General features: G+C 31.6%; 26 protein-coding genes. 20 read left to right on the forward strand and 6 right to left on the reverse strand.

The window, feature by feature from the left end; genetic code table 11:
- Positions 1-14: 14 nt before the first annotated feature.
- The 6 genes from DEFDS_RS00425 to rdgC all read right to left on the reverse strand — a co-directional run bounded on the left by DEFDS_RS00425 (position 15) and on the right by rdgC (position 7,125).
- The gene (locus tag DEFDS_RS00425) at positions 15-455 is read right to left on the reverse strand and encodes a hypothetical protein (RefSeq protein WP_013006843.1); all 441 of its coding nucleotides are present in this window, start codon (positions 453-455) and stop codon (positions 15-17) included.
- 92 nt (positions 456-547) lie between these two features.
- Entirely contained in the window at positions 548-3,808 is a 3,261-nt protein-coding gene (locus DEFDS_RS00430) for a hypothetical protein (RefSeq protein WP_013006844.1), read from the reverse strand.
- A gap of 382 nt (positions 3,809-4,190) precedes the next feature.
- The gene (locus DEFDS_RS00435; protein ID WP_013006845.1) at positions 4,191-4,544 is read right to left on the reverse strand and encodes a response regulator; all 354 of its coding nucleotides are present in this window, start codon (positions 4,542-4,544) and stop codon (positions 4,191-4,193) included.
- Entirely contained in the window at positions 4,541-5,962 is a 1,422-nt protein-coding gene (locus DEFDS_RS00440; RefSeq protein ID WP_013006846.1) for a sensor histidine kinase, read from the reverse strand. Before DEFDS_RS00440 ends, DEFDS_RS00435 begins: the two co-directional genes overlap by 4 nt.
- Positions 5,963-6,003: 41 nt before the next feature.
- Positions 6,004-6,507 carry a hypothetical protein gene (locus DEFDS_RS00445; RefSeq protein WP_013006847.1) on the reverse strand — a complete coding sequence of 168 codons (504 nt, stop codon included), beginning with the start codon at positions 6,505-6,507 and terminating at the stop codon, positions 6,004-6,006.
- 15 nt (positions 6,508-6,522) lie between these two features.
- Positions 6,523-7,125, reverse strand: a complete 603-nt coding sequence (rdgC, locus tag DEFDS_RS00450; RefSeq protein ID WP_013006848.1) for a recombination-associated protein RdgC — start codon at positions 7,123-7,125, stop codon at positions 6,523-6,525.
- A gap of 115 nt (positions 7,126-7,240) precedes the next feature.
- Here rdgC and ndk point away from each other — a divergent pair, with 115 nt between their 5' ends.
- From ndk to lpxA, 20 genes are all read left to right on the forward strand, one after another.
- Positions 7,241-7,660 carry a nucleoside-diphosphate kinase gene (gene ndk, locus DEFDS_RS00455; protein ID WP_013006849.1) on the forward strand — a complete coding sequence of 140 codons (420 nt, stop codon included), beginning with the start codon at positions 7,241-7,243 and terminating at the stop codon, positions 7,658-7,660.
- Positions 7,661-7,705: 45 nt separating this feature from the next.
- The gene (gene thrC, locus DEFDS_RS00460) at positions 7,706-9,100 is read left to right on the forward strand and encodes a threonine synthase (protein WP_013006850.1); all 1,395 of its coding nucleotides are present in this window, start codon (positions 7,706-7,708) and stop codon (positions 9,098-9,100) included.
- The gene (gene queA / locus DEFDS_RS00465; RefSeq protein ID WP_013006851.1) at positions 9,093-10,118 is read left to right on the forward strand and encodes a tRNA preQ1(34) S-adenosylmethionine ribosyltransferase-isomerase QueA; all 1,026 of its coding nucleotides are present in this window, start codon (positions 9,093-9,095) and stop codon (positions 10,116-10,118) included. Before thrC ends, queA begins: the two co-directional genes overlap by 8 nt.
- A gap of 4 nt (positions 10,119-10,122) precedes the next feature.
- Complete coding sequence (gene tgt, locus DEFDS_RS00470) at positions 10,123-11,250, forward strand: tRNA guanosine(34) transglycosylase Tgt (protein ID WP_013006852.1); 1,128 nt, start codon at positions 10,123-10,125, stop codon at positions 11,248-11,250.
- Positions 11,243-11,566: a preprotein translocase subunit YajC gene (gene yajC, locus DEFDS_RS00475; RefSeq protein WP_013006853.1), complete on the forward strand. Its 324-nt coding sequence runs from the start codon at positions 11,243-11,245 to the stop codon at positions 11,564-11,566. Before tgt ends, yajC begins: the two co-directional genes overlap by 8 nt.
- 19 nt (positions 11,567-11,585) lie before the next feature.
- Positions 11,586-13,130 carry a protein translocase subunit SecD gene (gene secD, locus DEFDS_RS00480; RefSeq protein ID WP_013006854.1) on the forward strand — a complete coding sequence of 515 codons (1,545 nt, stop codon included), beginning with the start codon at positions 11,586-11,588 and terminating at the stop codon, positions 13,128-13,130.
- A 10-nt stretch (positions 13,131-13,140) separates the two neighbouring features.
- On the forward strand, positions 13,141-14,040 hold the full coding sequence (gene secF / locus DEFDS_RS00485) for a protein translocase subunit SecF (RefSeq protein ID WP_013006855.1): 900 nt from the start codon (positions 13,141-13,143) through the stop codon (positions 14,038-14,040).
- A gap of 281 nt (positions 14,041-14,321) precedes the next feature.
- Positions 14,322-15,563 carry a transcription termination factor Rho gene (gene rho, locus DEFDS_RS00490; protein WP_013006856.1) on the forward strand — a complete coding sequence of 414 codons (1,242 nt, stop codon included), beginning with the start codon at positions 14,322-14,324 and terminating at the stop codon, positions 15,561-15,563.
- 69 nt (positions 15,564-15,632) lie between these two features.
- Positions 15,633-15,851 (forward strand): 50S ribosomal protein L31, encoded by a 219-nt coding sequence (rpmE, locus tag DEFDS_RS00495; RefSeq protein ID WP_013006857.1) that lies wholly within the window; start codon positions 15,633-15,635, stop codon positions 15,849-15,851.
- A 7-nt stretch (positions 15,852-15,858) separates the two neighbouring features.
- The gene (thyX, locus tag DEFDS_RS00500; RefSeq protein WP_013006858.1) at positions 15,859-16,590 is read left to right on the forward strand and encodes an FAD-dependent thymidylate synthase; all 732 of its coding nucleotides are present in this window, start codon (positions 15,859-15,861) and stop codon (positions 16,588-16,590) included.
- Positions 16,591-16,636: 46 nt separating this feature from the next.
- Positions 16,637-17,545 carry a DUF1385 domain-containing protein gene (locus tag DEFDS_RS00505; RefSeq protein WP_013006859.1) on the forward strand — a complete coding sequence of 303 codons (909 nt, stop codon included), beginning with the start codon at positions 16,637-16,639 and terminating at the stop codon, positions 17,543-17,545.
- Positions 17,535-18,602, forward strand: coding sequence for a peptide chain release factor 1 (gene prfA, locus DEFDS_RS00510; protein ID WP_013006860.1), 1,068 nt, complete (start codon positions 17,535-17,537; stop codon positions 18,600-18,602). The genes DEFDS_RS00505 and prfA overlap by 11 nt, the downstream gene beginning before the upstream one ends.
- Positions 18,603-18,606: 4 nt before the next feature.
- On the forward strand, positions 18,607-19,443 hold the full coding sequence (gene prmC / locus DEFDS_RS00515; RefSeq protein ID WP_013006861.1) for a peptide chain release factor N(5)-glutamine methyltransferase: 837 nt from the start codon (positions 18,607-18,609) through the stop codon (positions 19,441-19,443).
- A complete protein-coding gene (murA, locus tag DEFDS_RS00520) occupies positions 19,428-20,690 on the forward strand; it encodes a UDP-N-acetylglucosamine 1-carboxyvinyltransferase (RefSeq protein WP_013006862.1) in 1,263 nt (420 codons plus the stop codon). Before prmC ends, murA begins: the two co-directional genes overlap by 16 nt.
- Complete coding sequence (gene hisG / locus DEFDS_RS00525) at positions 20,680-21,306, forward strand: ATP phosphoribosyltransferase (RefSeq protein WP_013006863.1); 627 nt, start codon at positions 20,680-20,682, stop codon at positions 21,304-21,306. Before murA ends, hisG begins: the two co-directional genes overlap by 11 nt.
- Positions 21,299-23,539, forward strand: a complete 2,241-nt coding sequence (gene bamA, locus DEFDS_RS00530) for an outer membrane protein assembly factor BamA (RefSeq protein ID WP_013006864.1) — start codon at positions 21,299-21,301, stop codon at positions 23,537-23,539. Before hisG ends, bamA begins: the two co-directional genes overlap by 8 nt.
- A gap of 26 nt (positions 23,540-23,565) precedes the next feature.
- Positions 23,566-24,093 carry an OmpH family outer membrane protein gene (locus DEFDS_RS00535; RefSeq protein WP_013006865.1) on the forward strand — a complete coding sequence of 176 codons (528 nt, stop codon included), beginning with the start codon at positions 23,566-23,568 and terminating at the stop codon, positions 24,091-24,093.
- Positions 24,090-25,064: a UDP-3-O-(3-hydroxymyristoyl)glucosamine N-acyltransferase gene (gene lpxD, locus DEFDS_RS00540; protein ID WP_013006866.1), complete on the forward strand. Its 975-nt coding sequence runs from the start codon at positions 24,090-24,092 to the stop codon at positions 25,062-25,064. Before DEFDS_RS00535 ends, lpxD begins: the two co-directional genes overlap by 4 nt.
- Positions 25,065-25,076: 12 nt before the next feature.
- Positions 25,077-25,505 (forward strand): 3-hydroxyacyl-ACP dehydratase FabZ, encoded by a 429-nt coding sequence (fabZ, locus tag DEFDS_RS00545; RefSeq protein ID WP_013006867.1) that lies wholly within the window; start codon positions 25,077-25,079, stop codon positions 25,503-25,505.
- Entirely contained in the window at positions 25,502-26,272 is a 771-nt protein-coding gene (lpxA, locus tag DEFDS_RS00550; RefSeq protein WP_013006868.1) for an acyl-ACP--UDP-N-acetylglucosamine O-acyltransferase, read from the forward strand. The genes fabZ and lpxA overlap by 4 nt, the downstream gene beginning before the upstream one ends.

Genomic DNA, 26,272 nt, shown 5'->3' on the forward strand with positions numbered 1-26,272 from the left:
TGCCCTTTTCTCTTTTATTTTTTTGTAATTGTTATTTTGGCGCATCCTAATCTGGAGTGATGACCAATTGTATTAAAATACATATAATATGTTTTAGACTGAGTCAATTCTTCTTCACAGTTAAAAAATCTTTTTTTCTCTGGTATGTTAAAATCAGTACATTCAACTACAAGTTCATAATTGAAATTTCTGGTTAATAATTGACCCTGAAAATCTACTCCACTATTTTTTGTCATAATTATGTAGTTACCATCATTTTTAACTTTAAATTTTACAAGAGCTTCTGAGTTTTCTGAGAGTAAGCAAATCATAAAACTTCCATTATTTTCAAGAACATTTAAGTTCTCAGCTTTATCTAACATCCCTTCAATATCTGTAACTTCTTTTGCGATGGATGGTGTTACTGTAAAAGAGATAAAAACAAACAATATTAAAAAAAATATAAATCTTCTCATAAGTTCCCTCCTGTTCTGATAGATAATTGAATAATAAAAAAATTTCAATTACAAAAAAAGGGGGGCCTCAAGATTTGAGGCCCCCTTTTTCGTTATTGATAAGAAGGATATATAACTTCTGTTGCATTATCAGGAGAGAAATAAGTCTTTAAATAAGAGTGTAATGGTGGGTAATATATCTGTTTGTAAGCATAAATTTTGAAGCAATAATATTTCCTTATTTCAAGAGGTGAAGGTAAAATTGACGTTGATTGTGTTTCAATATTTGTAATATCTGCAAGAATTTTGTATTGTTCAAAACTCGCTGTATTGTTAGTGCAATTGTCTGAGTAAAAGATGGTATAGCCATCTATATCTGTTGTATTGTCTGGTTTGTCCCAAGTTAGATTAAGTTTGGACAATGATATTCCTTGGAAATATACACTACTCTCATCTACATTAAGATTTGGTGTCCAATCAATTGATGGAATTTCACTGATTCTTACATTTGTTTTGTACTTTGTGATTGAATCTACAAGATTAAAAGTGCTATTGAAAACTGGCATAAGAGTGAGAGTGGTTGCTAATAAGGTTTTATCACTGGTATTACTTGATGTTTGCGCATTAATTGTCTTTTGTTTGAAGTAGACGCTAAAATCAGTGATATTATATGTGTTACCACAAGCTGGAGTGTAGTTTATTTCCATTGTAATAGTTGTGTTGTCTCCACCGTTTAAAGTGCCACTATTATTATTAAATGTAATTAAAGCGTCTCCCGTGTCATTATCTGTTTCAATTAGCCAGTCTATAGGGTGGTCCCCAATATTTTTTAAAGTAAATTGATATTGATATATTTTATTTGAAGAATTAGTACAGTCTGTATTAATTATGATGTTTTTATTCCCGATAACTTGAAGCTCACCAGGTTTATCTGTAATACCCCATGTGCTACTGGTTTCAAATTCTTTCTCTACAGTATAAAGTGGATATTCTTTCCAAAATTCAGTGTATTTACCTCTGATTTTTTCATTGATTTTATTAACCACTTTTTTGGCAACATCAGTGTTCCATGTGGATGCTGCTACTATCCTACCATAATAACCAACCCCTAAACTTCCTTCAATTTTCACACTAGTATTTAATGTTAAATTATCATTGATAATATCATCCAATTCAATAGTACCTTCGCCAGTAGCATTATCTCCTGCTTTAAGATTTAATTTTAAATATGGTCCAACATAATTGTTCATCCCTACCCCTATCCCATAGACATAGACAGCAGGCTCTGCACCAATATAAGCAAAAGCATTTGCACCAGCATTTAATTCAGATGTTTGGCTAAAGTTAAATCTTGATGTTAAGCTACTTTCTGCATCAACACCATTGTAAGCGAAATTGAAAACGGGGCTACATGTTCCTGAAAAAGTAATTTTAGCGTTTCCTACTATGGATGCATTGTCATAATCTTTGCCTTCACCTGCTCCTTTAATTCCGTATACTATAGGTATCTTTTCTTTAACTTTTATAGGTATTCCATAAATTGTAAAAGTCTGATTGAATTCTAATTTGTCATAAAGAATTTTGTGAGTTGAGTATGTTTTCTTTATTTGTGCCGTTGCATTCCCTAAAATTTCTATATCAGAACCAAGAGATAAATAAATTCCATCTAAATCCACACTTACACCATTAAAACTAGCATCAGCACTCCAGCCAATGTTAAGATCTACATAAGGTCTAAGTTTTATTGTCGCATTAATTTGAGATTTGTTATCTTCATCAAGATATTTTGAGTAATTGTCTTCAAATTCTCCACTCAAATTGAAGCTTGCATCAGTCAAGCTCCTCGTGGCGATTTCTCCAGTGTCAAGATTTATAATTAAATATTGTCTTGTTGGATTATAAGGAACTTTTGTGTTGCCAAGAGTTATGTCTCCGTTTATATAGTGAATTGGAATTTCTGGCGTAACTGTTTCTGGTGTCACCAAAGTAGTGATATAACCTCGAGGAAAAATTTTGGTAAGAGGTATGAATTCTGTTATTATAAGAAATATATTAGGATTAGATGTATTAATATTTTCTGAAATTACATTGTTTATAGAAATAATGTTAATAACTTTTCTAAAGAAAACAGGCTCACTCTTATTTACAATAATATCACCTGGATTTAAATTTGTTAGATTGTCAATTAGTGTTGTATCAGAAGTTTCAACAGTTATATTATCTAATAGAGGAGAGTTTGGTTCTATATCGTTTAGAGATATATTATCATTATTACTTATATTATTAAAAGTAATGTTGGCACCTGTAATATCAATTATTTTAATATTTCCATTTGTGATATTATCATTAAGCGTTAGTTTTGGTAAAATGACAGGTGCAATAACTCTATCTTCTTGTAAATCTTTAGCTTCACATGTTGTTCCATTATCTTTAACTTCATCACACCCTATCCATTTGATAATTTGATAATTAACATCTAAATTTTTTATTTTCAATTGAACTATTTTTCCCATATCTTCATCAGGGTTAAACCATATTGTGTTTTTGTTAAAAATAGATTCACTCCCTTTTGAAATTTCTATATCAGCATATTTTGGTTTGATAAATTTTATCATTAGATTGTTTTTGATTTGTTCTAAAGCAGGATTATTTAATACTAAACCTGTTCCTAATCCTGTATTTAATAAGTTTTCTAATCCTTTTTTATCTCCTTTATGATAGTAAGTTGTCATTTCTTTCAATTTTGAGATTTCTATTTTTAGTGGTGTTTTTTCTGGAGTTAAAGGATTAAATTTTATCAAAGAGCCAAAGTAGCTATTTGAAGCTGACAAAAAGCTGGATATTGTTTTCGTTTCAACTAATTTATCAGATATTAAATTTAATGCATTTTCTAAATCTGATTGAGCAAGACTACAAGATTGTTCATTACAAAGATGGCTAACATATTGATAAGCCATATCTGTTAAAACTGTAACGTTTACATTTCCGGCCTCTAAATCACTTACTTTTGCGAAGGCATGAAGTACACCTTTGTTAGTTGTTGGGGTTTCATCAATAAAACCATCATCATCAACATCAATATCATCACCACCAGATACTATTACAAGGACAATTGTATCATCGCTCCATCCATTTGTATTACTGAAATTGAAAGTACCATATCTATCAGTAGTTGTTTCTTCGCATGTATAGTTATCGGTGTAAGCTAGTTCACAGATTTTTACATTTGCATTGTCAAGAGGTCCAAGTAAAGCATGATTGCCATCATTTAAAGAGTAGGAATCTGCGCTATTACCTCCGTTGCTGCTACAAGCAGATATCATTAGTAAAGAGAGTAAAGATAAAACAGTTAATATTTTCAAGAACTTTTCCATCGAAGCCTCCTAAGGGTTTTAGAGTCTAACAATATAAAGATATATCACACAATAGGTATGGATATATCTTTAGATAGTTAGACTTATTAGATTGTTTGTGTATATATTTTGTGTTTATATGCTTTAAAAGCTTTGCTATTTTTCATTATAGCATATGTGCAAATAGTGGTCAAGTTTACATGAAAGAAAATATTAGATACAGTCAAATAAAATTATAATCAGGTCGAGGATATTGCACAAACTTTACAGATTGCTTCGCTAACGCTCGCAATGACGGCATTTTGGGGAGCATTGCGAGGTAACGTAAATTACCGAAACAATCTCAAAATTAGTTTAGTTTAAAAACGTTAGACTATTGTGCAAAATTCTCCTTTCTAAAAATTTATATTTCAAAATATTTATTAATCCTTTTTAATATTATTTCTGGGTTTTTATTTTTCACAAAATATTCATCTGCATAAAGAGATGAGAAATTTCTTTTATAATCTTCGTGGGCTGTTAGTAAAAATACTGGTATTTTTTCGTTTTTCTTTTTTATTTCTTTTAATATGTCTAATCCGCTTTTTTCTGGCATATTAATATCTAAAAGGATTAAATTTGGTGATTCTTCTCTAAAAATTTTCATCCCTTCAAGTCCATTTTCTGCTTCAATTACAACGAAGCCATTTTCTTCTAAAAACTCTTTATAAAAGTTTCTTATATATGGGTCGTCATCAATAATCAGTATCTTCTTCATAACTCACCTCTTTTAAAAAATAATTGTATTTTAGTCTGATTGTTGTCAGAGAAAATTTTTATATCACCATCGTGTGCTTCCATGATTTTTTTACATATAGGTAAACCGAGCCCTGTCCCTGATTCTTTGGTTGTATAAAATGGTGTAAATAGTTTGGCTATATCCGATTTTGGGATTCCACAGCCGTTGTCAATTATTTCTAATATTTTAAAGTTTGTGTTGGTTTCTAAGTTTATTTTGATGGTATTGTTGGTTTCATTACAAAGAGCATCTAAACTATTGTTAATTAGATTGAGTAATACTTGTAAAATTTTATTTTTATCTATTTTAAGTGTTTCATCCCTTTTTATGTTGATTTGTACGTCAACATCTTTTTCTCTTATTTTTTCGTAGAGAATTGTTGTTGCTTCTTCCACTAAACTCAAAACATTTACTTCGCTTATATCCAATTTTATTGCCTTAGAGTACAAGAGTAAGTCATTTATAAGGTTTTCCATTCTATTCACTTCATTTTTGATTATATTCAGATAACCATTCAATTTTTCATCCTTGTTTAGCTTCAAAACTCTGTTGGTAAATCCGCCAATGGAAACTAAAGGGTTTTTTAATTCATGTGCTATTGTAGCAGTTAATTTGCCTAAATTTATTAAATTATTATTGTAAAACAGATTGTTTTTAAAAAATTCTAAATCATCAACAGCAAACTTATATCTTTGAATTAATGATTTTACGGTAAAAGTTATTGAAAGTATTTTGGAATAAATATTCAATAAGTTATTAATATGTGTGATGTTATTATCTTTTGTAGAAATTACAAGTAATCCTATTGGACCATTTTTTGTATATATTCCGATACCATAATTTTTAAATGGGAAAAGGTGGTTATTTAAAGAGTTGATTTCCTTTATTTGCTCAAAAAAGATAATATCACTAAATTCACTTCGTTTGTTTAGCTCAACAATCTCTTTTTTGAAATTTATGCTGTCCATAGTTGTTTTATTATTGGAGTAGTAGATGAGACCTCTTAATTGCATAAGTTTGTTGTTTAAATAATAAAGTCCTGCGCTGTAGATATCTTGTTCTTCTGTAAGTTTTTTAATTGTATTGTTAAGAGTTTGCTCTATACTGTCATTATTGATGATATTATTGAGTAAATATGTGATATCGTTGATTGTAATGTTAGTAAAAGTAGTAGCACAACTAAGTAAGATTAATTTTATCTGTTCTAGTTGCTTATCGTTTAATCTTTTTGTAGATTTGTAAAAAAGTTCTAATTTGTAATTTTCCGCTTCAACTTCATTGAAATAATCTGCTTGTTCTGAGATTATAATGGACAAGATTAGACTGTCATAAGAAAAAATTTGAATCTTTGTAACGGTTATATCAAATAGTTCTTCAAGCAACTTTATAAGATACATATTTAATTATAGCATAATATTTGAATAAGTTGTAAATAAAATTATAAGTTAATTTTTTTTCTAAATTTTTTTACTTTCTCATACCACTTGTCAGACGTTCTTATTTTAGCAAAATTTACCAACGTCTTATCAAAAAAAGCATAAACAAGTTTAAGATATAAAATTCTTTCTAATACAGTGTCTGAAATTTCTTCAGTTTTTGATATAGGCGCTTTTATTCCAGTAATTCTTAATGGTTTGGTTTTTAATGTGGCTTCAATATCTATGCTTTGAGAAGTTAATTTAATATTGAGTTGTGAGACTTTTTTTGAATTTTTTAATGCGGTAATCAGCTCCTTGTTTTCATTTAGATTTTCACTGATGATGGTGATTTTCTCCTGATAATTGCTGTTTTCTAAGTAAATTGAATGTGTAATATCATAAACTAAATTGATATCATTTATGCTTAAGGTGTTATTGCCTAAAAAATATTCTATTAAAAGATAAGTTAAATATTCATTTTCAAGAAATGATAAATCTTTTTGTGTTGAATTTGAATTGTTCAAAAATACCCTCCTAATTTAAATTGTAGCGGGTAAGCTGTTTAAAAGGTTATCTAAAACAGAAAGCTCATCGAGATTTCTTTTCAAAATCTCAGCAAAGGTTTCTCGATATATATTGATATCAAAAGCTAATTTAAAGAGATGAGCAGTAGCATCAAAAATCTTTGAATTTAATTTGCTTATAAAGATAGAGTTGTTGTTGCTATCAAGTATTACTTCAATGAGGGTTGTTGAGGGGGTAGTAGATTGCAAGAGTGATTTTGTTACATTATTTTTTAAGAAATCTATATCGGATTTTGAAAGTTTTTCTTTGTTTGATTGGAGCATGAGTTCTCTCTTTTTCTTCTCCATCTCTATATTAAAAAAGTTTGAATTGACCTTTTTCTCATCTAATCTGATAGTAAAAGTTATATATTCATTGAAGGCTACTTCCGCTTCATCAAAGCTTTCTATTGCTGGATACAAAAAAGGTACAAATCCATAATTTACAGGCTTTAACTCATCATAAATATTTTCAAAAGAGTATTCTTTTAATTTTTCTGTAATTTCAGTAATTGAAATGTTTAAATCTTTTTGGTATGAAAGTCTAAAAAATGTTAAGCTTCCTTTTAATAACCCCATAAATCCTCCGGTTGAAGAAGATATACAAAAATGTTTTTATATGCAATGAAAAAGTTGATTTTTTCAATAAAGCTGGTATTTATACACTCTCACATAATAAAAGGAGGTAAAGGATATGGCTTTAGAAAGGACACTTGCGATTATAAAACCTGATGCAGTAAAAATGGGTGTATCAGGTAAAATCATCCAAAGGATAGAGGATGAAGGGTTTAAAATTGTAGGGATGAAAAAGATATGGATGACTAAAGATGTAGCAAAAGGGTTTTATTATGTTCACAAAGAGAAACCTTTTTATGAAGCTTTGACAGATTTTATGAGTTCTGGACCATCAATAGTAATGGTGTTAGAAAAAGAGAATGCAATTAAAGATTGGAGAAAATTGATGGGGGCTACAAATCCTGCTGATGCAGAGGAAGGGACTTTGAGAAAAGAATTTGGTAAAAATATTGATAATAATGCTGTTCATGGGTCTGATGCACCTGAAACTGCAGCATTTGAAATAAGCTATTTTTTCTCTCAGATAGAATTAGTTTAGTCTTAAGGGGAGGTTTTTACCTCCCTTTATATTTTGAGGTGAGTTATGAAGTATAAAAGTACAAGAGGGGATGTAAACAGTATTACTTTTAAAGATGCTGTATTAATGGGGCTTGCTGATGATGGTGGGTTACTAATTCCAGAGGAGCTTCCTCAAATTTCAAATGAAGAACTTATGTCTCTAAAAGATAAAAGTTATCAAGATGTAGCTTTTTATATTATGAATAAATATATCGATGATATCAAAGAGGATGTTTTAAAAAAGTTGATTGATAAAAGTTATAAAAATTTCGATACTGATAAAGTGGTTCCTCTAATAGATCTTGATGATTTTTATCTTTTAGAGCTTTTTCATGGGCCAACGCTTGCTTTTAAAGACGTTGCTTTACAGTTTTTAGGCAATTTGTTTGAATATATATTATCTGAAAGAAAACAAAACCTTAATATAATTGGAGCGACAAGTGGTGATACTGGTAGTGCTGCAATATATGGTGTAAGAGGTAAAAAAGGGGTTAAAATTTTTATTTTGCATCCTAAAGGGCGTGTAAGTAAAATCCAAGAGCTTCAAATGACAACTGTGCTTGATAAAAATGTTTTTAATATTGCAGTTGAAGGGACTTTTGATGATTGTCAGTTTATTGTAAAAGAGATTTTTTCTGATGTAGATTTTAAGAAAAAATATAATTTGGGTTCGATAAATTCTATAAATTGGGCAAGGGTCCTATCTCAAATAGTTTATTATTTTTATGCTTATTTGCAAACAAAAGAGAGTGATAATTTAGATAAAATTAATTTTATTGTTCCGACAGGAAACTTTGGAAATGTTCTTGCAGGTTTTTATGCAAAGAAAATGGGGTTACCTGTAAATAAACTTGTAATTGCTACAAATGAGAATAACATCTTGCATCGATTTGTTCAAAAAGGGGATTATAGTATAAAAGGTGTTGTTAAAACATACTCCCCTTCAATGGATATTCAGATTGCTAGTAATTTTGAACGATATCTTTATTATCTTTACGATGGAGATCATCAAAAGGTAAAGGGATCGATGGCTGCATTGAAAAATGATAAATTTATAAAATTTAACGATTTAGAGATTGAAAAAGTACATCAAGATTTTGACTCAACAACGACAACAAATGAGGAAACGTTAAATATTATAAAAACTGTTTATGAAAGAAATAATTATATTGTAGACCCACATACTGCTTGTGGAGTGGATGGAGCATTAAAGTTAAAAGATAAACTTGATGAAAAATTTATTTGTCTTGCTACGGCTCATCCAGCCAAGTTTTTAGATGCAGTAAAAGTTGCAATTGGGAAAGAACCTGAAATCCCTGAGCGTATAAAAGAGCTGTTTAATAAAGATAAGAGAGTGTATGAGATGCCAAATGATGTTAATGCTATAAAAAGTTTTATTGAGCAAAATATAGATGAGTAAAACAAGTATCAACAGGTATGATTTTGAGTTTGATGAAAATTTAATTGCTCAATATCCTGAAAAAAAAAGGGATGAATCAAGATTATTGGTTGTAAATAGACAAACAAATAAACTGTTAGATAAAAGGTTTAAAGATATCGTTGATTTTTTTGATGATAATATGTTTCTTGTATTAAATAATACTAAAGTACTAAATGCCAGGCTATTTGCCAAAAAAGAGAGTGGTGGTGAGGTTGAGATTTTTTTATTAGAGCAGTTGGATGGTAAAAGGTTTAAAGCTCTTCTTGGTGGTAAATGGAAAAGTGAAGGGTATTTATACATAAATGAATATAAGTTGTTTGTATCAAAGAGAGATGATGAAGGGATAGTAACCGTTGATTTTATTGACGCCAACCCTTTCGAGATTATGGATAAATATGGGCATGTGCCACTTCCTCCATATATTAAAAGAGAGGATAACGAGCTCGATAGAGAGCGATACAATACTGTGTTTTCTAAAAAAATAGGATCTGTTGCTGCTCCTACTGCAGGGCTACATTTTACTGAAGAAATATTTGATAAATTAAAAGAAAAAGGGGTGGAAATCTTTGAAATAACACTAAATGTTGGACTTGGGACATTTAGACCGGTAAAAACAGAATTTATAGAAGATCATAAAATGCATAAAGAATCATTTTCAATTGAAAAAAGTGTTGCTGATAAAATTAATAAGTTGAAGAAAGATGGGAAAAAACTGGTAGCTGTGGGTACCACAGTTGTTAGAGCTTTAGAATCTGCAGCAAGTCAGTTTGGAGAGATAACACCTTGTGAAAATGCTTATACAGATCTTTTTATCAGAGAAGGGTATCAGTTTAAAGTTGTTGATAAGATGATAACAAATTTTCATCTGCCAAAATCTACTCTATTTATACTAGTTTGTGCGTTTGGTGGCTATGACTTAATGAAAAAAGCTTATGCGCATGCTGTCAAAGATAGATACAGATTTTTTAGCTATGGCGATGCAATGTTTATAATATGATGAGGTGGTTGTGTTTAAATTTGTTTTAGAGAAAAAAGATAGTGAAAGCAAAGCGAGGATAGGGTATTTTGAAACAATACATGGAAGAGTAGAAACCCCAATTTTTATGCCTGTAGGTACAGTGGGTTCTGTGAAAACTGTTACCCCTCATGAGTTAAAAGAGATTGGGGCACAAATAATATTAGGTAATACTTATCACCTACATTTGAGACCTGGCGATGATATTGTTAATCATTTTGGTGGCCTTCATAAATTTATAAACTGGGATAAGCCTATTTTGACGGATAGTGGTGGTTTTCAAGTCTTTAGCTTGTCTGAGCTTAAAGATTTAACTGAGGATGGTGTAACATTCAGGTCACACCTTGATGGTAGGAAGATTTTTTTGTCACCAGAAAAATCGATAGAGATTCAGTCCAATTTGGGCTCTGATATTATGATGGTTTTGGATGAATGTGTCCCCTACCCTTGTGAAAAAAGTTATGTTGAAAGGTCTATAGAGCTTACTGCAATGTGGGCAAAAAGGTGTAAGGAAGCAAAAAGAAATTTTTGGCAAGCACTTTTTGGAATTGTCCAGGGTGGGGTATACAAGGACTTGAGAAAAATAAGTGCTGAACAGATTGTGGAGATAGGGTTTGATGGTTATGCCTTAGGTGGGCTAAGTGTAGGTGAAGAAAATAATATCATGTATGAAATAACTGAGTTTACCACTGATTATTTACCTGAAGATAGACCTAGATACTTAATGGGAGTTGGCACACCTGAGGATATACTTGAATGTGTTGAAAGAGGCGTTGATATGTTTGATTGCGTAATGCCTACTAGAAATGCAAGGAACGGTCTACTGTTTACTAGTTATGGAAAACTCCATATAAAAAGGCAAGATTGGAAAATGTCTGATGATCCTATTGATCCTCACTGTGATTGCTATACATGTAAAAACTTTTCAAGAGGTTATTTAAGACATTTATATAAAGCTGGTGAAATTTTAGCGTTAAGGCTAAATACAATTCATAATTTACATTTTTACATTTCTCTTGTAAAAGAGATAAGAAATGCTATAAAGAATGGTTGTTTTAAAAAATTTAAGCGAGAAAAATTAGAGATGTTTAAAATAGGAGGAGATAATGTTTGAATCTATAGCTTATGCAGCAGGAGGGCAACCTGCAGGTCAAAATCCGATAGCAGCGTTTTTACCATTAATATTAATATTTGTGATTTTTTATTTTCTGTTAATTAGACCACAACAGAAAAGACAAAAACAGCACCAACAGATGATAGAATCTTTAAAAGCGGGCGATGAGATAATTACTTCTGGTGGAATTTATGGAAAGATTGATAAAGTAATTGATCAAAACACATTTCTTGTGGAGATTGCAAATGGTGTCAAAATAAAGGTTGTTAAAAGCGCAATTGCTTCAAAAATTGGTGGTGGAACTGAAAACAAATAGTAAAGGAGTATTTTGAGCCATGAAATATAAGTTTAGATGGGCTATAATTTTTATTGTAGTTATTGGATCTTTGATTTCACTTTATCCAATAAATGAAAAGATAAAGTTGGGGTTGGACCTAAGAGGTGGTATGTATGTTTTATTGGGTGTTGACGTAGACAAGGCAGTAGACGCTAAACTTGATACGTTAGTTACCCAAATAAAGAAAGATTTAAGAAATGAGGAAATTGGTTTTAATTTTGTAAAAAAAGAAAAAGATAAAATAGTTATAGCACTTAAAGATAATTCAGTTGATAAAATGAAAAAATTATTAAGTAAAAATTATCCTATATTGAAGGAATCAAGTATATCTGAAAATGAACTTTTGGTTGAATATCAGTTAGATCCAAAGGAAGTACAGAAAATAAAAGATTATGCAGTTGAACAGGCAGCACAGGTTATAAGAAATAGAGTGGATCAGTTTGGGGTAACTGAGCCTATAATACAAAGGCAGGGAGAAAAGAATATTTTAGTTCAGTTGCCGGGGATTACGGATCCTGATAGAGCCTTAAAACTCATAGGGAAAACAGCGCAGTTAAAGTTTTATCTTGTTGATGATACTGTTACTTCTTCAGATATAGCTTCAGGTAATATTCCCTTTGATGATATTATTCTTTATAAAAAAGTTATAGATAAAAGAACAGGAAAAGTGATTGAGAATACACCTTTTGCTCTAAAGAGAGACGCTGTATTGACTGGGGATTATCTTGTTGATGCAGAAGTTAGAATTTCAAGCCAGTTCAATGAGCCATACGTATTGATAAAGTTTGATAGTGCAGGTGCCAAGTTATTTGGTGAAATTACAAAGAATAATGTGGGGAAAAGGTTAGCAATTGTTCTTGATAATAACGTTTATTCTGCTCCTGTTATAAGAGAAGCAATTATGGGTGGTGAAGCCCAGATTACTGGTAATTTTACAATGGAAGAAGCTAAGGACTTAGCTATTGTTTTACGTGCAGGTAGTTTACCTGCTCCAGTAAAAGTGCTTGAAAATAGGACGGTTGGTCCATCTTTGGGTAAGGATTCAATACAAAAAGGTATTAAAGCTTCTTTAATTGGGTTAATCTTAGTAATAGGTTTTATGGCGGTATACTATAAATTTTCAGGTATTATAGCTGATATAGCTTTGTTGTTAAATTTGGTTATTATCTTAGGCGTTATGGGGATGTTTAAAGCAACGTTAACATTACCAGGTATTGCAGGTTTGATTTTGACAATAGGGATGTCTGTGGATGCAAACGTACTTATTTTTGAGAGAATTAGAGAAGAGGTAAGGCTTGGTAGGACGGCGTTAAGTGCAATTGAGGCAGGTTTTGAAAAGGCTATGTCCACAATTTTAGATGCAAATATAACAACATTAATTGCGGCTGTTGTATTGTTCCAGTTTGGTACAGGGCCAGTTAAAGGTTTTGCTGTAACATTGTCTATAGGGATTCTTGCTTCAATGTTTACTGCAATTTTTGTAAGTAGAACGATATTCTTACAGCTGTATGAAACTAAAAAAAGTAGAAAGTTAAGTATCTAAGGGGTTAGAGATGTTTGAGATTATAAAACCTGGTACAAAAATTGATTTTATGGGTAAATCTAAGCTGTTTTTTATTATTTCCGGTTTGCTAGTGTTGTTGAGTATTGTTATTATTTTTACAAAAGGGTTTAATTTAGGTATAGATTTTGCAGGTGGTACAGTTATTCAAGTTAGATTTGATTCACCCCCTAAATTAGATTTGCTTCGGGAAAATATAAAAAAATTAAATTTAGGTGATGTGGTCATTCAAAATTTTGGTGATGAAAGAGAAGTACTTATAAGGGTAGAAAAAACAAATCAAGATTTGAATGCTGTTGCAAATGATATTAAAAAAGCTTTGAGTGGAAGTTTTAAAGGGAATAAGTTTATTGTTGAGAGGGTTGAGCAGGTAGGTCCTCAAGTAGGTAGTGAGCTGCAGAAAAAAGCTACAATGGCCGTTATATATGCTTTGATAGGGATATTGATATATGTAACGGTAAGATTTGAATTTATATTTTCTTTAGGAGCTGTATTAGCACTTTTTCATGATGTCATTATTACGCTTGGCGCATTCTCTCTTGCTTCTAAAGAGATTAATCTACCAATTGTAGCTGCAGTTTTAACTATTGTAGGTTATTCATTAAATGATACAATTGTGGTATATGATAGAATTAGAGAAAGAATGAGAAATAGTACAGCAAAGATAAATTTGATTGATTTGATTAACCAAAGTATTAATGAAACATTGAGTAGAACATTACTGACATCATTTACAACTTTTCTTGCAGTTTTAGCACTTTATCTATTTGGTAGTGAAGTTATTAAAAACTTTTCATTTGCTCTATTGGTTGGTATAATTGTGGGGACTTACTCCTCAATTGGAATAGCAAGTGCACTTGTGTATAGTATAAAAAATATCAAAAAAGCATAAATGGAGAAAGGATTTTTCCTCTCTCCATTCTTTCTTAAATATCATTTTATCAACTATGAATAAAATTTAAAATAAATATATTGAATTGCATGTAAATTTGAATTTCTGCCATATAAAAAATTAAAAAACTGGTAGTTAAAAAAAGCTTGACATTATAAGTTATTGTGATTAACTTCCACGGTATACAGAGACATTAATAGGAATTTTCAAATATATGAATTCTAAAAAGAATAATTAATTTTATCTAAAATTTCTTATCAAGAAAATAAAAGGGGTGAACTGTGAATTTATCAGAATTAAAAAAGAAGCCAATTGAGGAATTGGTAACAATTGCGAATGAGTTTGATATTGAGCATGCTGACAATTTGTTAAAACAAGAACTCATCTTTGAGATATTAAAGGCTGCAAGTGAAAAAAATGGTCAAATATATGGTGAAGGTGTTTTAGAAGTATTACCTGATGGGTTTGGTTTTCTTAGATCACCTGATGCTAACTATTTACCCGGACCCGATGATATATATGTTTCACCTGCTCAGATAAAACGCTTAGGACTTAGAAGTGGTGATACAATTCAAGGTGAAATAAGACCTCCTAAAGACAATGAGAAGTATTTTGCGTTGTTGAAAGTAGAAAAGGTAAACTGGGAAGAACCAAGGAGACAGAGAAATTTATTCGAAAACTTAACCCCGCTTTTCCCAGATGAAAGGTTGAATTTAGAAGCGTTTCCAACTGCTTATGATACAAGAATAATGAATCTTTTAGCTCCAGTTGGTAAAGGGCAAAGGGGGTTGATAGTTGCTCCTCCAAAGGCTGGTAAGACTATGCTGTTAAAGTCTATTGCAAACAGTATTACAAAAAATCACCCAGAGGTTTATCTGATAATTTTATTAATTGATGAACGACCTGAAGAAGTTACTGATATGCAGAGATCAGTTCAGGCAGAGGTTGTAAGTTCTACATTTGATGAACCTGCTTATAGACATGTTCATGTTGCCGAAATGGTTTTAAATAAAGCTAAAAGATTGGTTGAACATGGTAACGATGTTTGTATTTTATTAGATAGTATTACAAGGCTTGCCAGAGCTTACAACTCTATAGAACCACCAAGTGGTAAAGTATTAAGCGGTGGTGTTGATGCTAATGCACTTCATAAACCAAAAAGGTTTTTTGGTGCAGCAAGGAACATTGAAGAGGGTGGTTCGCTTACAATTATAGCCACTGCATTGATTGATACAGGTTCAAGGATGGATGAAGTTATTTATGAAGAATTTAAAGGTACTGGTAATATGGAGCTTCACCTTGATAGAAAACTTGCAGAAAGAAGGATATTCCCAGCGATAGATATTAATAAATCTGGTACCAGAAGAGAAGAGTTGCTTCTAACAAAAGAGGAGCTTAATAAAGTTTGGATTTTAAGAAGGTTTTTGAGTAATATGAATTCGGTTGATGCGATGGAATTTTTGCTGGATAAAATTAAAGGGACAAAAACAAATAAAGAATTTTTAGAGTCGATGAGTAAATAATTTTACTTTACAAAAGAAAATAATTTATGCTATTAAAACTGTTTCGAAAATAAAAAACGGAGGATATAAATGAAAAAAGGTATTCATCCTGAGGTTAAAGAAGTTGTTTTTAAATGCGCATGTGGTAATGAGATTAGAGCATTATCCACAGCTAAGAAAACAGGTATCGCAATTTGTTCTGCATGTCACCCATTTTTTACAGGGAAGCAGAAGTTTGTAGATACCGCTGGTAGAGTTGAAAAATTTATGAAGAAATATGGGAACTATCAGGAGAATTTGAAGAAGTAGTTTTCTTATGAAAAAGGCTAAGCTTAATGTAAAACTGCTAAAATACACAGCAGACCCAGAGCTTACTGCTGCTTTGGCTGCAAAGTTATGCTATGCTTCTGATGCTACAATTGATGATTTGTTAAAAAAAATTGAAAAAACAGAGCAGATAAGCTTTATAGAAAAAATTGTTCGTATTGGACATCATTCTGTGTTGGAGCATGTTTCATTTACTTTTGGTATTGAAGGTGTATCAAGAGCGTTAACACACCAGTTGGTTAGACATAGGATAGCAAGTTATTCTCAGCGTTCTCAGAGATATGTAAAACATAAATCTGGTTTTGAATATGTATTACCTGGTTCTATTGAATCAAATTCTGAAGCTAAAAAAGATTTTGTGGAATTGATGGAAAATATTTCTAAAGTTTACGACAAAATGGTTGAGCTTGGAATTCCTGCTGAAGATGCAAGGTATGTTTTGCCTAATGCTTGTGAAACTAAGATTATTGTTACGATGAATGCGAGAGAGTTAATACATTTTTTTAATGTAAGGTGTTGTAATAGAGCTCAGTGGGAGATTAGAGTATTAGCTGAAAAAATGCTGGATGAATGTTTGAAGGTAGCTCCATCAATTTTTAAATACGCTGGGCCAAATTGTGTTGTAGATAAATGTAAAGAAGGCGAATTTAGTTGTGGGAAAGCATCAGAAGTAAAGAAAAGATACGAAGAGTTATTAAGAAAATACGATAGATTAAATTAATCGTTTCTCTTGAATTTTTCATCTTAGACCGATTAGAGGAAATATTGTGAATAAAAAAAGTTTAGATGTAGGTGGTCAGGCCGTTATTGAAGGGGTTATGATGAGAGCCCCAGGGAAGTTTGTTATTGCTGTTAGAAGAGAAGACGGTAATATTGTTGTAAAGAAAAAAGAGATTCAAATAGATAATAAACCTTTGTTTAAAAAGCCTATTTTTCGTGGATTAATAGCATTATACAATGCTCTTATTTTAGGGGTAAGTGCCCTGAATTTTTCAGCTTATCATGCATTTGGGGAAGGGAGCGAAAAAGTTAGTAAAAAAGAGATGTTGTTAAGTCTGGTGTTAGGATTAGGCTTTGGCATCGGTTTATTTATTTTTTTACCGCTATTATTAACTGATTTGATGAAACATATCTTATCAGTTTTAAAACAATCGTTTCTTGCTTACAATGCTGTGGATGGGATTATTAGAGTTATATTCTTTATATTATATATTTATATTATCTCTTTTTTCAAAGATGTGAGAAGAGTTTTTGAGTATCACGGTGCTGAGCATAAAGCTATTTATACTTATGAAAGTGGTAAAGATCTTACGGTAGAGAATGCGAAAAACATGAGTAGGTTTCATCCAAGATGTGGAACGAGTTTCCTCTTAATTGTAATGATTGTGAGTATTTTAATATTTTCTTTAATTCCTAAAGATGCTCATTTTGTAATAAAACTTCTTTCCAGAATTGTTTTTATACCTTTGATAGCTGGTTTATCCTATGAAATACTCAAGTTGAGTGATAAGTATAATCATAGTAGTTTAGTTCAAATACTTATTAAACCTGGTTTATGGCTTCAAAAGTTGACAACAAAAGAGCCTGATGAAAGCCAACTTGAAGTTGCACTTGTTTCATTGAAGCTTGCTCTTGATAAAGATATGGATAATGAGGGGTTGATTTATGTTTCATAAGTTAGAAGAGGTTCTTGAAAAATATAATATTCTAACAGAAAAACTTTCAGATCCTAATATAATGAGTGATAATAAAACGTATCAACAGATAGCAAAAGAGCATGCTGAGTTGAAACCAATTGTTGAAAAATACCAAGAGTATAAAAAGATAAACGAGGATATAGAAGAGGCTAAACAGATATTGGAGTCTGGGGATAAAGAATTAAAAGAGTTGGCTGAGATGGAGCTTGAAGAGGGGAAAGAGAAATTAGAAAAAATAGAAAATGAATTGAAATTATTGCTTGTGCCTAAAGATCCATATGATGAGAAAAATATATATTTAGAGATAAGAGCAGGGACTGGTGGGGATGAAGCTACACTTTTTGCAGCGGACCTTTTGAGGATGTATATGAGATATGCAGAAAAGCACAGATGGAAAACTGAGATAGTGGATTATAACGATACAGGTGTTGGTGGATACAAAGAGGTTGTTTTGCTGATAAAAGGTAAAGGTGCCTATAGCAGGTTGAAATTTGAAGGTGGTGGGCACAGAGTTCAAAGAATCCCCGTAACTGAATCTGGTGGTAGAATACATACATCTGCTTGTACTGTCGCTGTTTTGCCAGAAGCAGATGATGTGGAAGTAGAAATAGATCCATCCGATCTTAGAATTGATGTTTTTAGAGCCAGTGGTGCTGGTGGTCAGCATGTAAATACTACAGATTCTGCTGTTAGAATAACACATATCCCAACAGGGATAGTTGTTTCATGTCAGGATGAAAGAAGTCAAATTAAAAACAAAGAAAAAGCTATGAAATTGCTTAAAGCAAAGATCCTTGAGATGGAAATAAGGAAACAGCAGGAAGCGATTGCATCAAATCGAAAATTACAGGTTGGCTCTGGAGATAGAAGTGAAAGAATAAGAACTTATAATTTTCCTCAAAATAGAGTCACGGATCATAGGATAAATTTAACTCTTTACAACCTTGATCAGGTTATGGAAGGGGAACTTGACGAAATTATAGATGCTTTGATAGCATATGATCAGGCAGAAAAGTTAAAAGAGATTGGATTGTAGGTAAATGTCCCTTCTAAAAGGGGATTATTACAGTTTAAGAGATATTTATAACTATTTATCTAGTAGTTTTGACCATTTGTCATCATCTCAAATAAAAGAATTACTATCTTATTTATTTGGTTTAAATTATAGCGATCTATTTTTACATATGGATGATATTTTTCTCATAGATGATAAAGTAAAAGAGGTTTTTTTAAAGGTAAAAAGAAAATATCCGGTAAATTACATTACACAAAATAGAAATTTTTATGGGCTGGATTTTTATATAAATGAGGATGTGCTTATCCCAAGATATGAAACGGAAGTTTTGGTAGAAGAAGCAATTAAAAGAGTAAAAAAAGGTGTTATACTTGATTTGTGTACGGGATCAGGTTGTATCCCTATTTCTGTTATGAAAAATAGTGGAATTGATTTTGGGATAGGGGTTGATATCTCTTTTAATGCACTAAAGGTAGCTAAAGCAAATAAAAAGAGACTTTTAAGTGATAAAAAGCTAAAGTTTGTATGTTTTGATGTACTAGAAATAGATAAAATTTTTAAAGATAAAATTGAATTTGATCTGATTACATGCAACCCTCCTTATGTTGATATAAATGGTGAGTATGAAGATTCGATTATGTATGAACCAAGTGAAGCGCTTTTTGCTGATGATAATGGACTAAAATTTTATAAAAAGTTATTGTATAAACTGCCTAAATTATGTAAAAAAAATGGATTTATCATTTTTGAGATACCATGCGATAAATTAGATATGATAAAAAATATATTTTATGGAAAAGATATAGAGCTTGTTAAGGATTTATCAGGAAAAGAGAGGGTATTGATTTGGAAAAACTTGTAATAGAAGGTGGATATAGGTTAAGTGGCGAAGTAGAGGTTAGTGGATCAAAGAATGCATCTTTACCTATAATGGCTGCAACTATTTTAGCTGAAGGTGATTATTTTATCGATAATGTGCCTAATTTGAGAGATGTTAGAACTTTATCAAAGTTGCTCAATCTTTTAAACATTGAGACAGAACAAAAGCAAAATAGTCTTAAGATAAAAAATAATGGTGGTAATAGTTTTGAAGCTCCTTATGAGCTTGTAAAAACAATGAGGGCGAGTATTTTGGTTTTAGGTCCTCTTTTGGGTAGAAGGGGGAAAGCTAAAGTTTCTCTTCCTGGTGGATGTGCTATCGGAGAGAGGCCTGTTGATCAACATATAAAGGCGTTAAAAGCTATGGGTGCAAAAATTGAGATTGAGCATGGTTATATAATCGCAGAGTGTGAAAGGCTAAAAGGTACTGATATCTATTTTGATTTAGTTACGGTAACAGGTACTGAAAATATTATGATGGCTGCAGCATGTGCTGAGGGTGAAACAACTATTTATAATGCTGCAATTGAGCCTGAAGTAGTTGATTTAGGCAACTTTTTAAGAAAAATGGGTGTAAAGATTGAGGGGTTAGGTACTAAAACAGTTAAAATTTATGGGAAAGAGACTTTATCTCCAACTAATTATAGAGTAATGAACGATAGGATAGAAGCAGCGACATTGATATGTGCAGCTGCTATTACTGGGGGTGATGTTAAGATATTGGGAGTTCCAAAAAATTGTCTTACAACTGTTATTGAAAAGTTTTTGGAAATAGGTGTTGAAATCGAAGATATAGATAATGAAACTGTTAGGATTTTAAGCAAAAAGAAATTAAAAGCAGCAGATATTACTACTCAGGTTTATCCAGGATTCCCTACAGATTTGCAAGCACAGTTTATGGCTTTGATGACGGTGGCAGAAGGGGTTTCTGTTGTTACAGAAAATATTTTTGAAAATAGGTTTATGCATGTTGCCGAGTTAAAAAGAATGGGAGCAAATATCAGGCTAAAAGACCGCTCTGCTATCGTTACAGGTGTTGAAAAATTGAGTGGTGCTCATGTTATGGCATCGGATTTAAGAGCAAGTGCATCTTTGGTATTGGCTGGTCTGATTGCAGAAGGGGAAACACATATTCACAGAATATATCATCTCGATAGGGGTTATGAAAAGTTTGATGAAAAATTGAATAAATTGGGTGCAAAAATAAAGAGAGTTGAAAATGGTGACTGAAGATTATATTAACATCGCTTTGCCAAAGGGGCGTATGGCTAACGATACAGTTGAGTTATTGGTAAATAAAGGTGTTGCAACAAACTGTATAGATTTTGATTCAAGGAAGCTGATTTTTGAAGATAATATAAACAAAATTAGATTTATGATTGTAAGAAATATGGATGTTCCAACTTATGTGGAAAAAGGGGCTTGTCATTTAGGTGTTGTGGGGAAGGATATTATAGAAGAGTTAAATTCCGATGTATATGAATTTTTAGATTTAAATATTGGGTACTGTAGGCTTTGTGTTGCAGCATTGAATAGTTGGGATGGTGAATTTTCTCACAACTTGAAAATAGCTACAAAGTATCCCAATATTACTAAAAAGTATTTTTTTGAAAAAGGTTTTTTTGTAGAAATTATAAAACTTTATGGCTCAATAGAGTTGGCTCCAGTGGTCGGGCTTTCTGATTTAATTGTAGATTTAGTTTCAACTGGTGAAACACTAAGGAAGAATGGTTTAAAAGAAGTTGTCACAGTTATGGAATCTACTGCAAGGCTTATTGCAAATAAGAATTTAACAAAAATTGAATCATTTAGGATAAAAAAACTTATAGAGGCTATAAATGGTTAAAAGAATATTTTTTATTTTTCTGTTTTTTATTTTTGCAATTTCAACGTTTGCTACGGTGAAAATAGATGAAGTAAAAGTTAAAGGGAATCATAGAATACCTGTTGAAACCATTTTTAATTATGCAGTAAAGAGTGGTGAACCTTTTGATCTGAAAAAGATAGATGAAAGTGTTAAAAAGCTTTATAAGACAGGTCTTTTTCTAGATGTAAAAGTGGATTTATCAATTGAAGATGAAAAGGTTGTGCTGACATATATTGTGAAAGAGAAACCTTTTATTAATAAAATTTATATCGAAGGGAACGATGAAATAAAAGAGGATACATTAAAAGAGGTTTTGTTGATTCATGAAGGGGACCCTTTTGATAAAGCCAAAATAGAGCAGAGTATAGCGGAGATAAGAAAAAAATATGAAGATGAAAACTTTTACAATGCAAAAATTACTTATGACATTGAGGAGAGAAAAGATAACAGTGTTGATTTAATTTTTACCATCGATGAAGGAAAAGAAGCAAAAGTGGTTAAAATCAACTTCTATGGCAATAATGTGTATAAAGATAAAGAACTAAAAAAGATAGTAGAGACTGATGAAAAAGGGTTTTGGTCGTGGCTTACAGGTAGTGGAAAACTCAAAAGAGATGAATTGGCTTTAGATAGAGAGAGAATAAGAGCCAAATATTTGAATAATGGTTATATGAGAGTAAAAGTGGCTGAACCTGAAGTAAAACTAAATGAAGATAAGACAAAAATCACAATAACATTTAGGATAGAAGAAGGGAAACAGTATAAAGTTAGAAAGATTAGGTTTAAAGGGAATGTTCATAGAAGTGATAAAGAATTAAGAAAAAGGCTTTCGCTTAAAGAGGGTGATATTTTTTCAAGTGAAAAATTTAGAAAAGATATAGATTCTCTAACTGATGCGTTTACAGAAATAGGTTATGCTTTTGCTAATATCGATCCAGATACTTCTATAAATGATGAAAAACAATATGTTGATATAGTTTATAATGTTGAGGAAAATGTTTTAGTTCATATAAATGAGATAATTATAGGTGGTAATACTAAAACTAGAGATAGGGTTATTAGAAGAGAATTTGATATACATGAAGGTGAAATATATAATAGCAAAAAAATAAAAGCGTCAAAAAGACATATCGAGAATACAGGTTATTTTGAAGAAGTGAATTTAGTAGAGGATCCTGTTGATAAGGATAAAATAGATTTAAAGCTTGATGTTAAAGAGAAGCCTACAGGGATGTTTAGTTTAGGTGCAGGTTATTCAACTTTAGACGGTTTTGTAGGAACGATACAGTTATCCCAAAATAATCTCTTTGGGCTTGGTTATAAGTTGAGTTTGAAATCAGAATTTTCATCGAAAAGGACTGATTACACTTTAAGTTTTACAAATCCTTGGCTTTTTGATAGACCTATTACGTTTGGATTTGACCTGTATAATCTGAAGAGAAGTTATTATGAGTACACCAAGAAATCAAAAGGTGGTGCTTTAAGATTAGGACATGCTATAATTAAACGTAAACTTTATGCTTACTATAGGTTCGCTTATGATAAAATTAAGATTTATAACATAGATGATACAGCATCAGACTATATAAAAGACCAAGAAGGTGAAACAACTACAATAAGTTTCACCCCATCACTTGTTTGGAGTACACTTGATAGCCCTATTGACCCATCAAGAGGGAATAGATCAAAAATATTTGTAAAATATGCTGGTGGTATATTGGGAGGGGATAACGATTTTGTTAAACTCGGACTAGAATCTTCTCAATATTTTCCACTTTTCTGGAAATTTGTAGGGATGCTACATGGAGAAATTGGTTATTTAAAATCGTTGGATGATGATCCTCTACCAGTTGATGAGAGGTATCGTCTTGGGGGGATGTATAGTGTAAGAGGTTTTAAATACGGAGATATTTCGCCAAAAGATGAAACTGGTTATGATTATGGTGGAGATAAATATGTGCTATTTAATGCAGAAGTAACATTTCCTATTTCAGAATCGGCAAAACTGAAAGGTGTTGTCTTTTTTGATGCGGGACAAGTTTATGATAATGGGGAAGATTATTTTTCCTATGATTTAAGGAAATCCGCTGGTTTTGGTTTTAGATGGTTTAGTCCAATAGGACCACTAAGACTTGAATATGGTAAAAAATTGGATAGAAAATCCGGCGAATCACCTGATAGGTGGGATTTTTCTATAGGTGGAATGTTTTAAATTAAATATAGAAGGAGGAATGTATTATGAAGAGGAAAGTAGGTGTTTTGTTTTTAGCAATATTTTTTGTATTGATTGGTTCGGCGTATGCTGAGCTTAAAGTGGCTGTTGTGAATATGCAAAAAGCTTTAGATGAGTGTGATGCAGGTAAAGCTGCAGTGGAAGAGATGAAGAAGCTTTACAGTGCAAAGCAAAAGGAAATTTCAGAAAAGCAAAACGAGTTAAAAAAGATGCAAGAGGAAATAAATAATCAAAGCGCTCTATTATCTGAGGATGCAAAACAGGCAAAACTTGATGAGTATCAGCAAAAACTTAAAGATTTGAAAAGATATGTGGCTGATTCTAATGAAGAATTAAAAAAGAAAGAGCAAGAGTTTATATCAAAGATTGCTACCGATTTAAAAGCAGTTGTGGAAAAATTAGGTAAAGAATTAAAATATGATATAATTTTAGAAGCAAGAGAATCTGGCGTGTTGTATAATTCAGGGAAGGTTGATATAACAAGTCTTGTAATTGAAAGATATAATAAAGAATGGCATGCTAGAAAGAAATGAAGTTAAGTGAAATTGCTAAACATTTAAAAGCAGATTTTTGTGGTGAAGATGTAGAAGTATTAGATGTTGCATCGGTTGATTTTCCAAAGGATAAAAGTATAACGTTTATTGGGAAATCTAATCTTATTGATAAACTTGATAAAAATAGTGGTTTTGTGGCTGCAATTGTAGATGCAAAACTAAAAGAGGCAAAGATCCCATTGCCTTATATCTTTGTTGATGACTTAAAATTTGCTATTAAAACAGTAATTGATCTCTTTTATCCAGACGAGAATGTGGAACATTATATTTCTAATCATGCTATCTTAGGAGATATTTTTGTTGAGTCTCCAGTTTACATTGGTGATTTTACAAAAATTGATGATGGTGTGAAAATTGGTAAAAATAGCTTTATTGATGGTGGGGTTAAAATAGGCAAAAATGTAAGAATTGGGAAGAATTGTAAAATATATTCAAATGTAGTAATATATTCAGATGTGCAGATCGGTGATAATGTTATTATCCATGCTGGAAGCGTAATTGGTAGTGATGGGTTTGGTTATGTGAATACTCCAACTGGACATTTAAAAATCAAACAGGTGGGTTCAGTTTTAATTGAAGATGATGTGGAGATTGGAGCTAATTGTACTATTGATAGAGGGACACTTGGCAACACAATAATAGGTGAAGGGACAAAAATCGACAATTTAGTACAAATTGGACATAATGTTAAAATAGGTAAATATTGTATTATTGTATCTCAGGCTGGTATTGCTGGTAGTTCTGAAATTGGAGATTTTGTGATTATTGGTGGACAGTCTGGGGTAGCAGATCATGTTAAAATACCTTCAGGGACAATTATTGCTTCTAGAGCTGGGGTCCCTGGTAACGTGAAAAAGCCTGGAGTATATTCTGGAAGCCCAATAATGGAACATAAAAAATGGTTAAAGATGAATGTAATTTTAAAGAATTTAGATAAATATTTGAAGTGAGGGTTAAGGAAAATGGATATTAATATGATTAAAGATATTCTGCCACACAGATACCCATTTTTACTTGTTGATAGAGTGTTAGAAATGGATAATGAGACTATAAAGGCTTTGAAAAATGTGACAATGAACGAAGAGTTTTTTCTTGGACACTTTCCTGAAAATCCAGTAATGCCAGGGGTATTAATAATTGAAGCTTTAGCTCAGGCTGGTGGTATACTTGCATTCCAATTTTATTCTGAAGAAGAAAAAAAGAATGCAAAGGTTTATTTTATGGCTATAGATAATGCTAAATTTAGGAAGCCTGTTATACCTGGTGATCAACTTATGTTAGAAGTCTCCGTTGTAAAGAGGAAAAAAGATGTTTGGAAATTAAAAGGTGAAGCTAAGGTTGATGGTGCAGTTGTTTGTGAAGCAGAATTTATGGCTATGGTGCAAAAATGATACATAAAACAGCAGTTATAGATAAAAGTTCCGAAGTTTCTTCAAAAGCAGATATTGGACCAAATGTTTTTATAGGGAAAAATTGTATAATACATGATAATGTAAAGATAGGTTTTGGTGCTGTTATAGAAGAGAATACTGAGATCAAAGAAGGGACAGTTATCTCTCCAAATGCTCATTTGGGTGGAGCTCCTCAAGACATAAGCTATAAAGGTGAAGATACAAAGCTTATAGTTGGCAAAAATTGTGTTATTAGGGAGTTTGTAACAATACACCGTGCCTCAACAAAGGAGGATTGGACAACAGTTGTTGGAGACAACTGTTTTATAATGGCAAATTCTCATATAGCTCATGATTGCAAACTGGGTAATAATATTATTTTAACAAGTTATTCAGGATTGGCTGGTCATATTCATGTGGGTGATATGGCTGTAATATCGGGCTTTGTAGCTGTTCATCAATTTGTCAGGATTGGTAAAATGGCAATGATTGGTGGGATGAGCAGAATCACTATGGATGTTCCGCCTTTCACTTTGGTGGAGGGAAGTCCAGCAGTAATTCATGGTTTAAATGTTGTTGGACTTAGAAGAAGAGGTGTAAGTTCTGATGTAAGGAATGAATTAAAAAGGCTTTTGAAAATATTTCTTGATAAATCGTTAACAAAAAATGAAGCTCTCAATGAGATGTCACAACTTGTAAAAAGTGATGAGGGGTTGGAGTTTGTTGAATTTTTAAAAGAATCTAAAAGAGGTGTCATCAGGAGATAA

This window comes from Deferribacter desulfuricans SSM1 (assembly GCF_000010985.1).
GTDB classification, from domain to species: Bacteria; Chrysiogenota; Deferribacteres; order Deferribacterales; family Deferribacteraceae; genus Deferribacter; species Deferribacter desulfuricans.

Coding starts and splice junctions, on each gene's coding strand:
- DEFDS_RS00440 (WP_013006846.1), bottom strand. CDS start 5,962: ATGTATCTTATAAAGTTGCTTGAAGAACTATTTGATATAACCGTTACA.
- rpmE (WP_013006857.1), top strand. CDS start 15,633: ATGAAAAAAGGTATTCATCCTGAGGTTAAAGAAGTTGTTTTTAAATGC.
- DEFDS_RS00425 (WP_013006843.1), bottom strand. CDS start 455: ATGAGAAGATTTATATTTTTTTTAATATTGTTTGTTTTTATCTCTTTT.
- thyX (WP_013006858.1), top strand. CDS start 15,859: ATGAAAAAGGCTAAGCTTAATGTAAAACTGCTAAAATACACAGCAGAC.
- ndk (WP_013006849.1), top strand. CDS start 7,241: ATGGCTTTAGAAAGGACACTTGCGATTATAAAACCTGATGCAGTAAAA.
- lpxA (WP_013006868.1), top strand. CDS start 25,502: ATGATACATAAAACAGCAGTTATAGATAAAAGTTCCGAAGTTTCTTCA.
- DEFDS_RS00435 (WP_013006845.1), bottom strand. CDS start 4,544: ATGAAGAAGATACTGATTATTGATGACGACCCATATATAAGAAACTTT.
- yajC (WP_013006853.1), top strand. CDS start 11,243: ATGTTTGAATCTATAGCTTATGCAGCAGGAGGGCAACCTGCAGGTCAA.
- queA (WP_013006851.1), top strand. CDS start 9,093: ATGAGTAAAACAAGTATCAACAGGTATGATTTTGAGTTTGATGAAAAT.
- thrC (WP_013006850.1), top strand. CDS start 7,706: ATGAAGTATAAAAGTACAAGAGGGGATGTAAACAGTATTACTTTTAAA.
- prmC (WP_013006861.1), top strand. CDS start 18,607: ATGTCCCTTCTAAAAGGGGATTATTACAGTTTAAGAGATATTTATAAC.
- hisG (WP_013006863.1), top strand. CDS start 20,680: ATGGTGACTGAAGATTATATTAACATCGCTTTGCCAAAGGGGCGTATG.
- DEFDS_RS00535 (WP_013006865.1), top strand. CDS start 23,566: ATGAAGAGGAAAGTAGGTGTTTTGTTTTTAGCAATATTTTTTGTATTG.
- fabZ (WP_013006867.1), top strand. CDS start 25,077: ATGGATATTAATATGATTAAAGATATTCTGCCACACAGATACCCATTT.
- bamA (WP_013006864.1), top strand. CDS start 21,299: ATGGTTAAAAGAATATTTTTTATTTTTCTGTTTTTTATTTTTGCAATT.
- prfA (WP_013006860.1), top strand. CDS start 17,535: ATGTTTCATAAGTTAGAAGAGGTTCTTGAAAAATATAATATTCTAACA.
- lpxD (WP_013006866.1), top strand. CDS start 24,090: ATGAAGTTAAGTGAAATTGCTAAACATTTAAAAGCAGATTTTTGTGGT.
- rdgC (WP_013006848.1), bottom strand. CDS start 7,125: ATGGGGTTATTAAAAGGAAGCTTAACATTTTTTAGACTTTCATACCAA.
- DEFDS_RS00430 (WP_013006844.1), bottom strand. CDS start 3,808: ATGGAAAAGTTCTTGAAAATATTAACTGTTTTATCTTTACTCTCTTTA.
- secF (WP_013006855.1), top strand. CDS start 13,141: ATGTTTGAGATTATAAAACCTGGTACAAAAATTGATTTTATGGGTAAA.
- secD (WP_013006854.1), top strand. CDS start 11,586: ATGAAATATAAGTTTAGATGGGCTATAATTTTTATTGTAGTTATTGGA.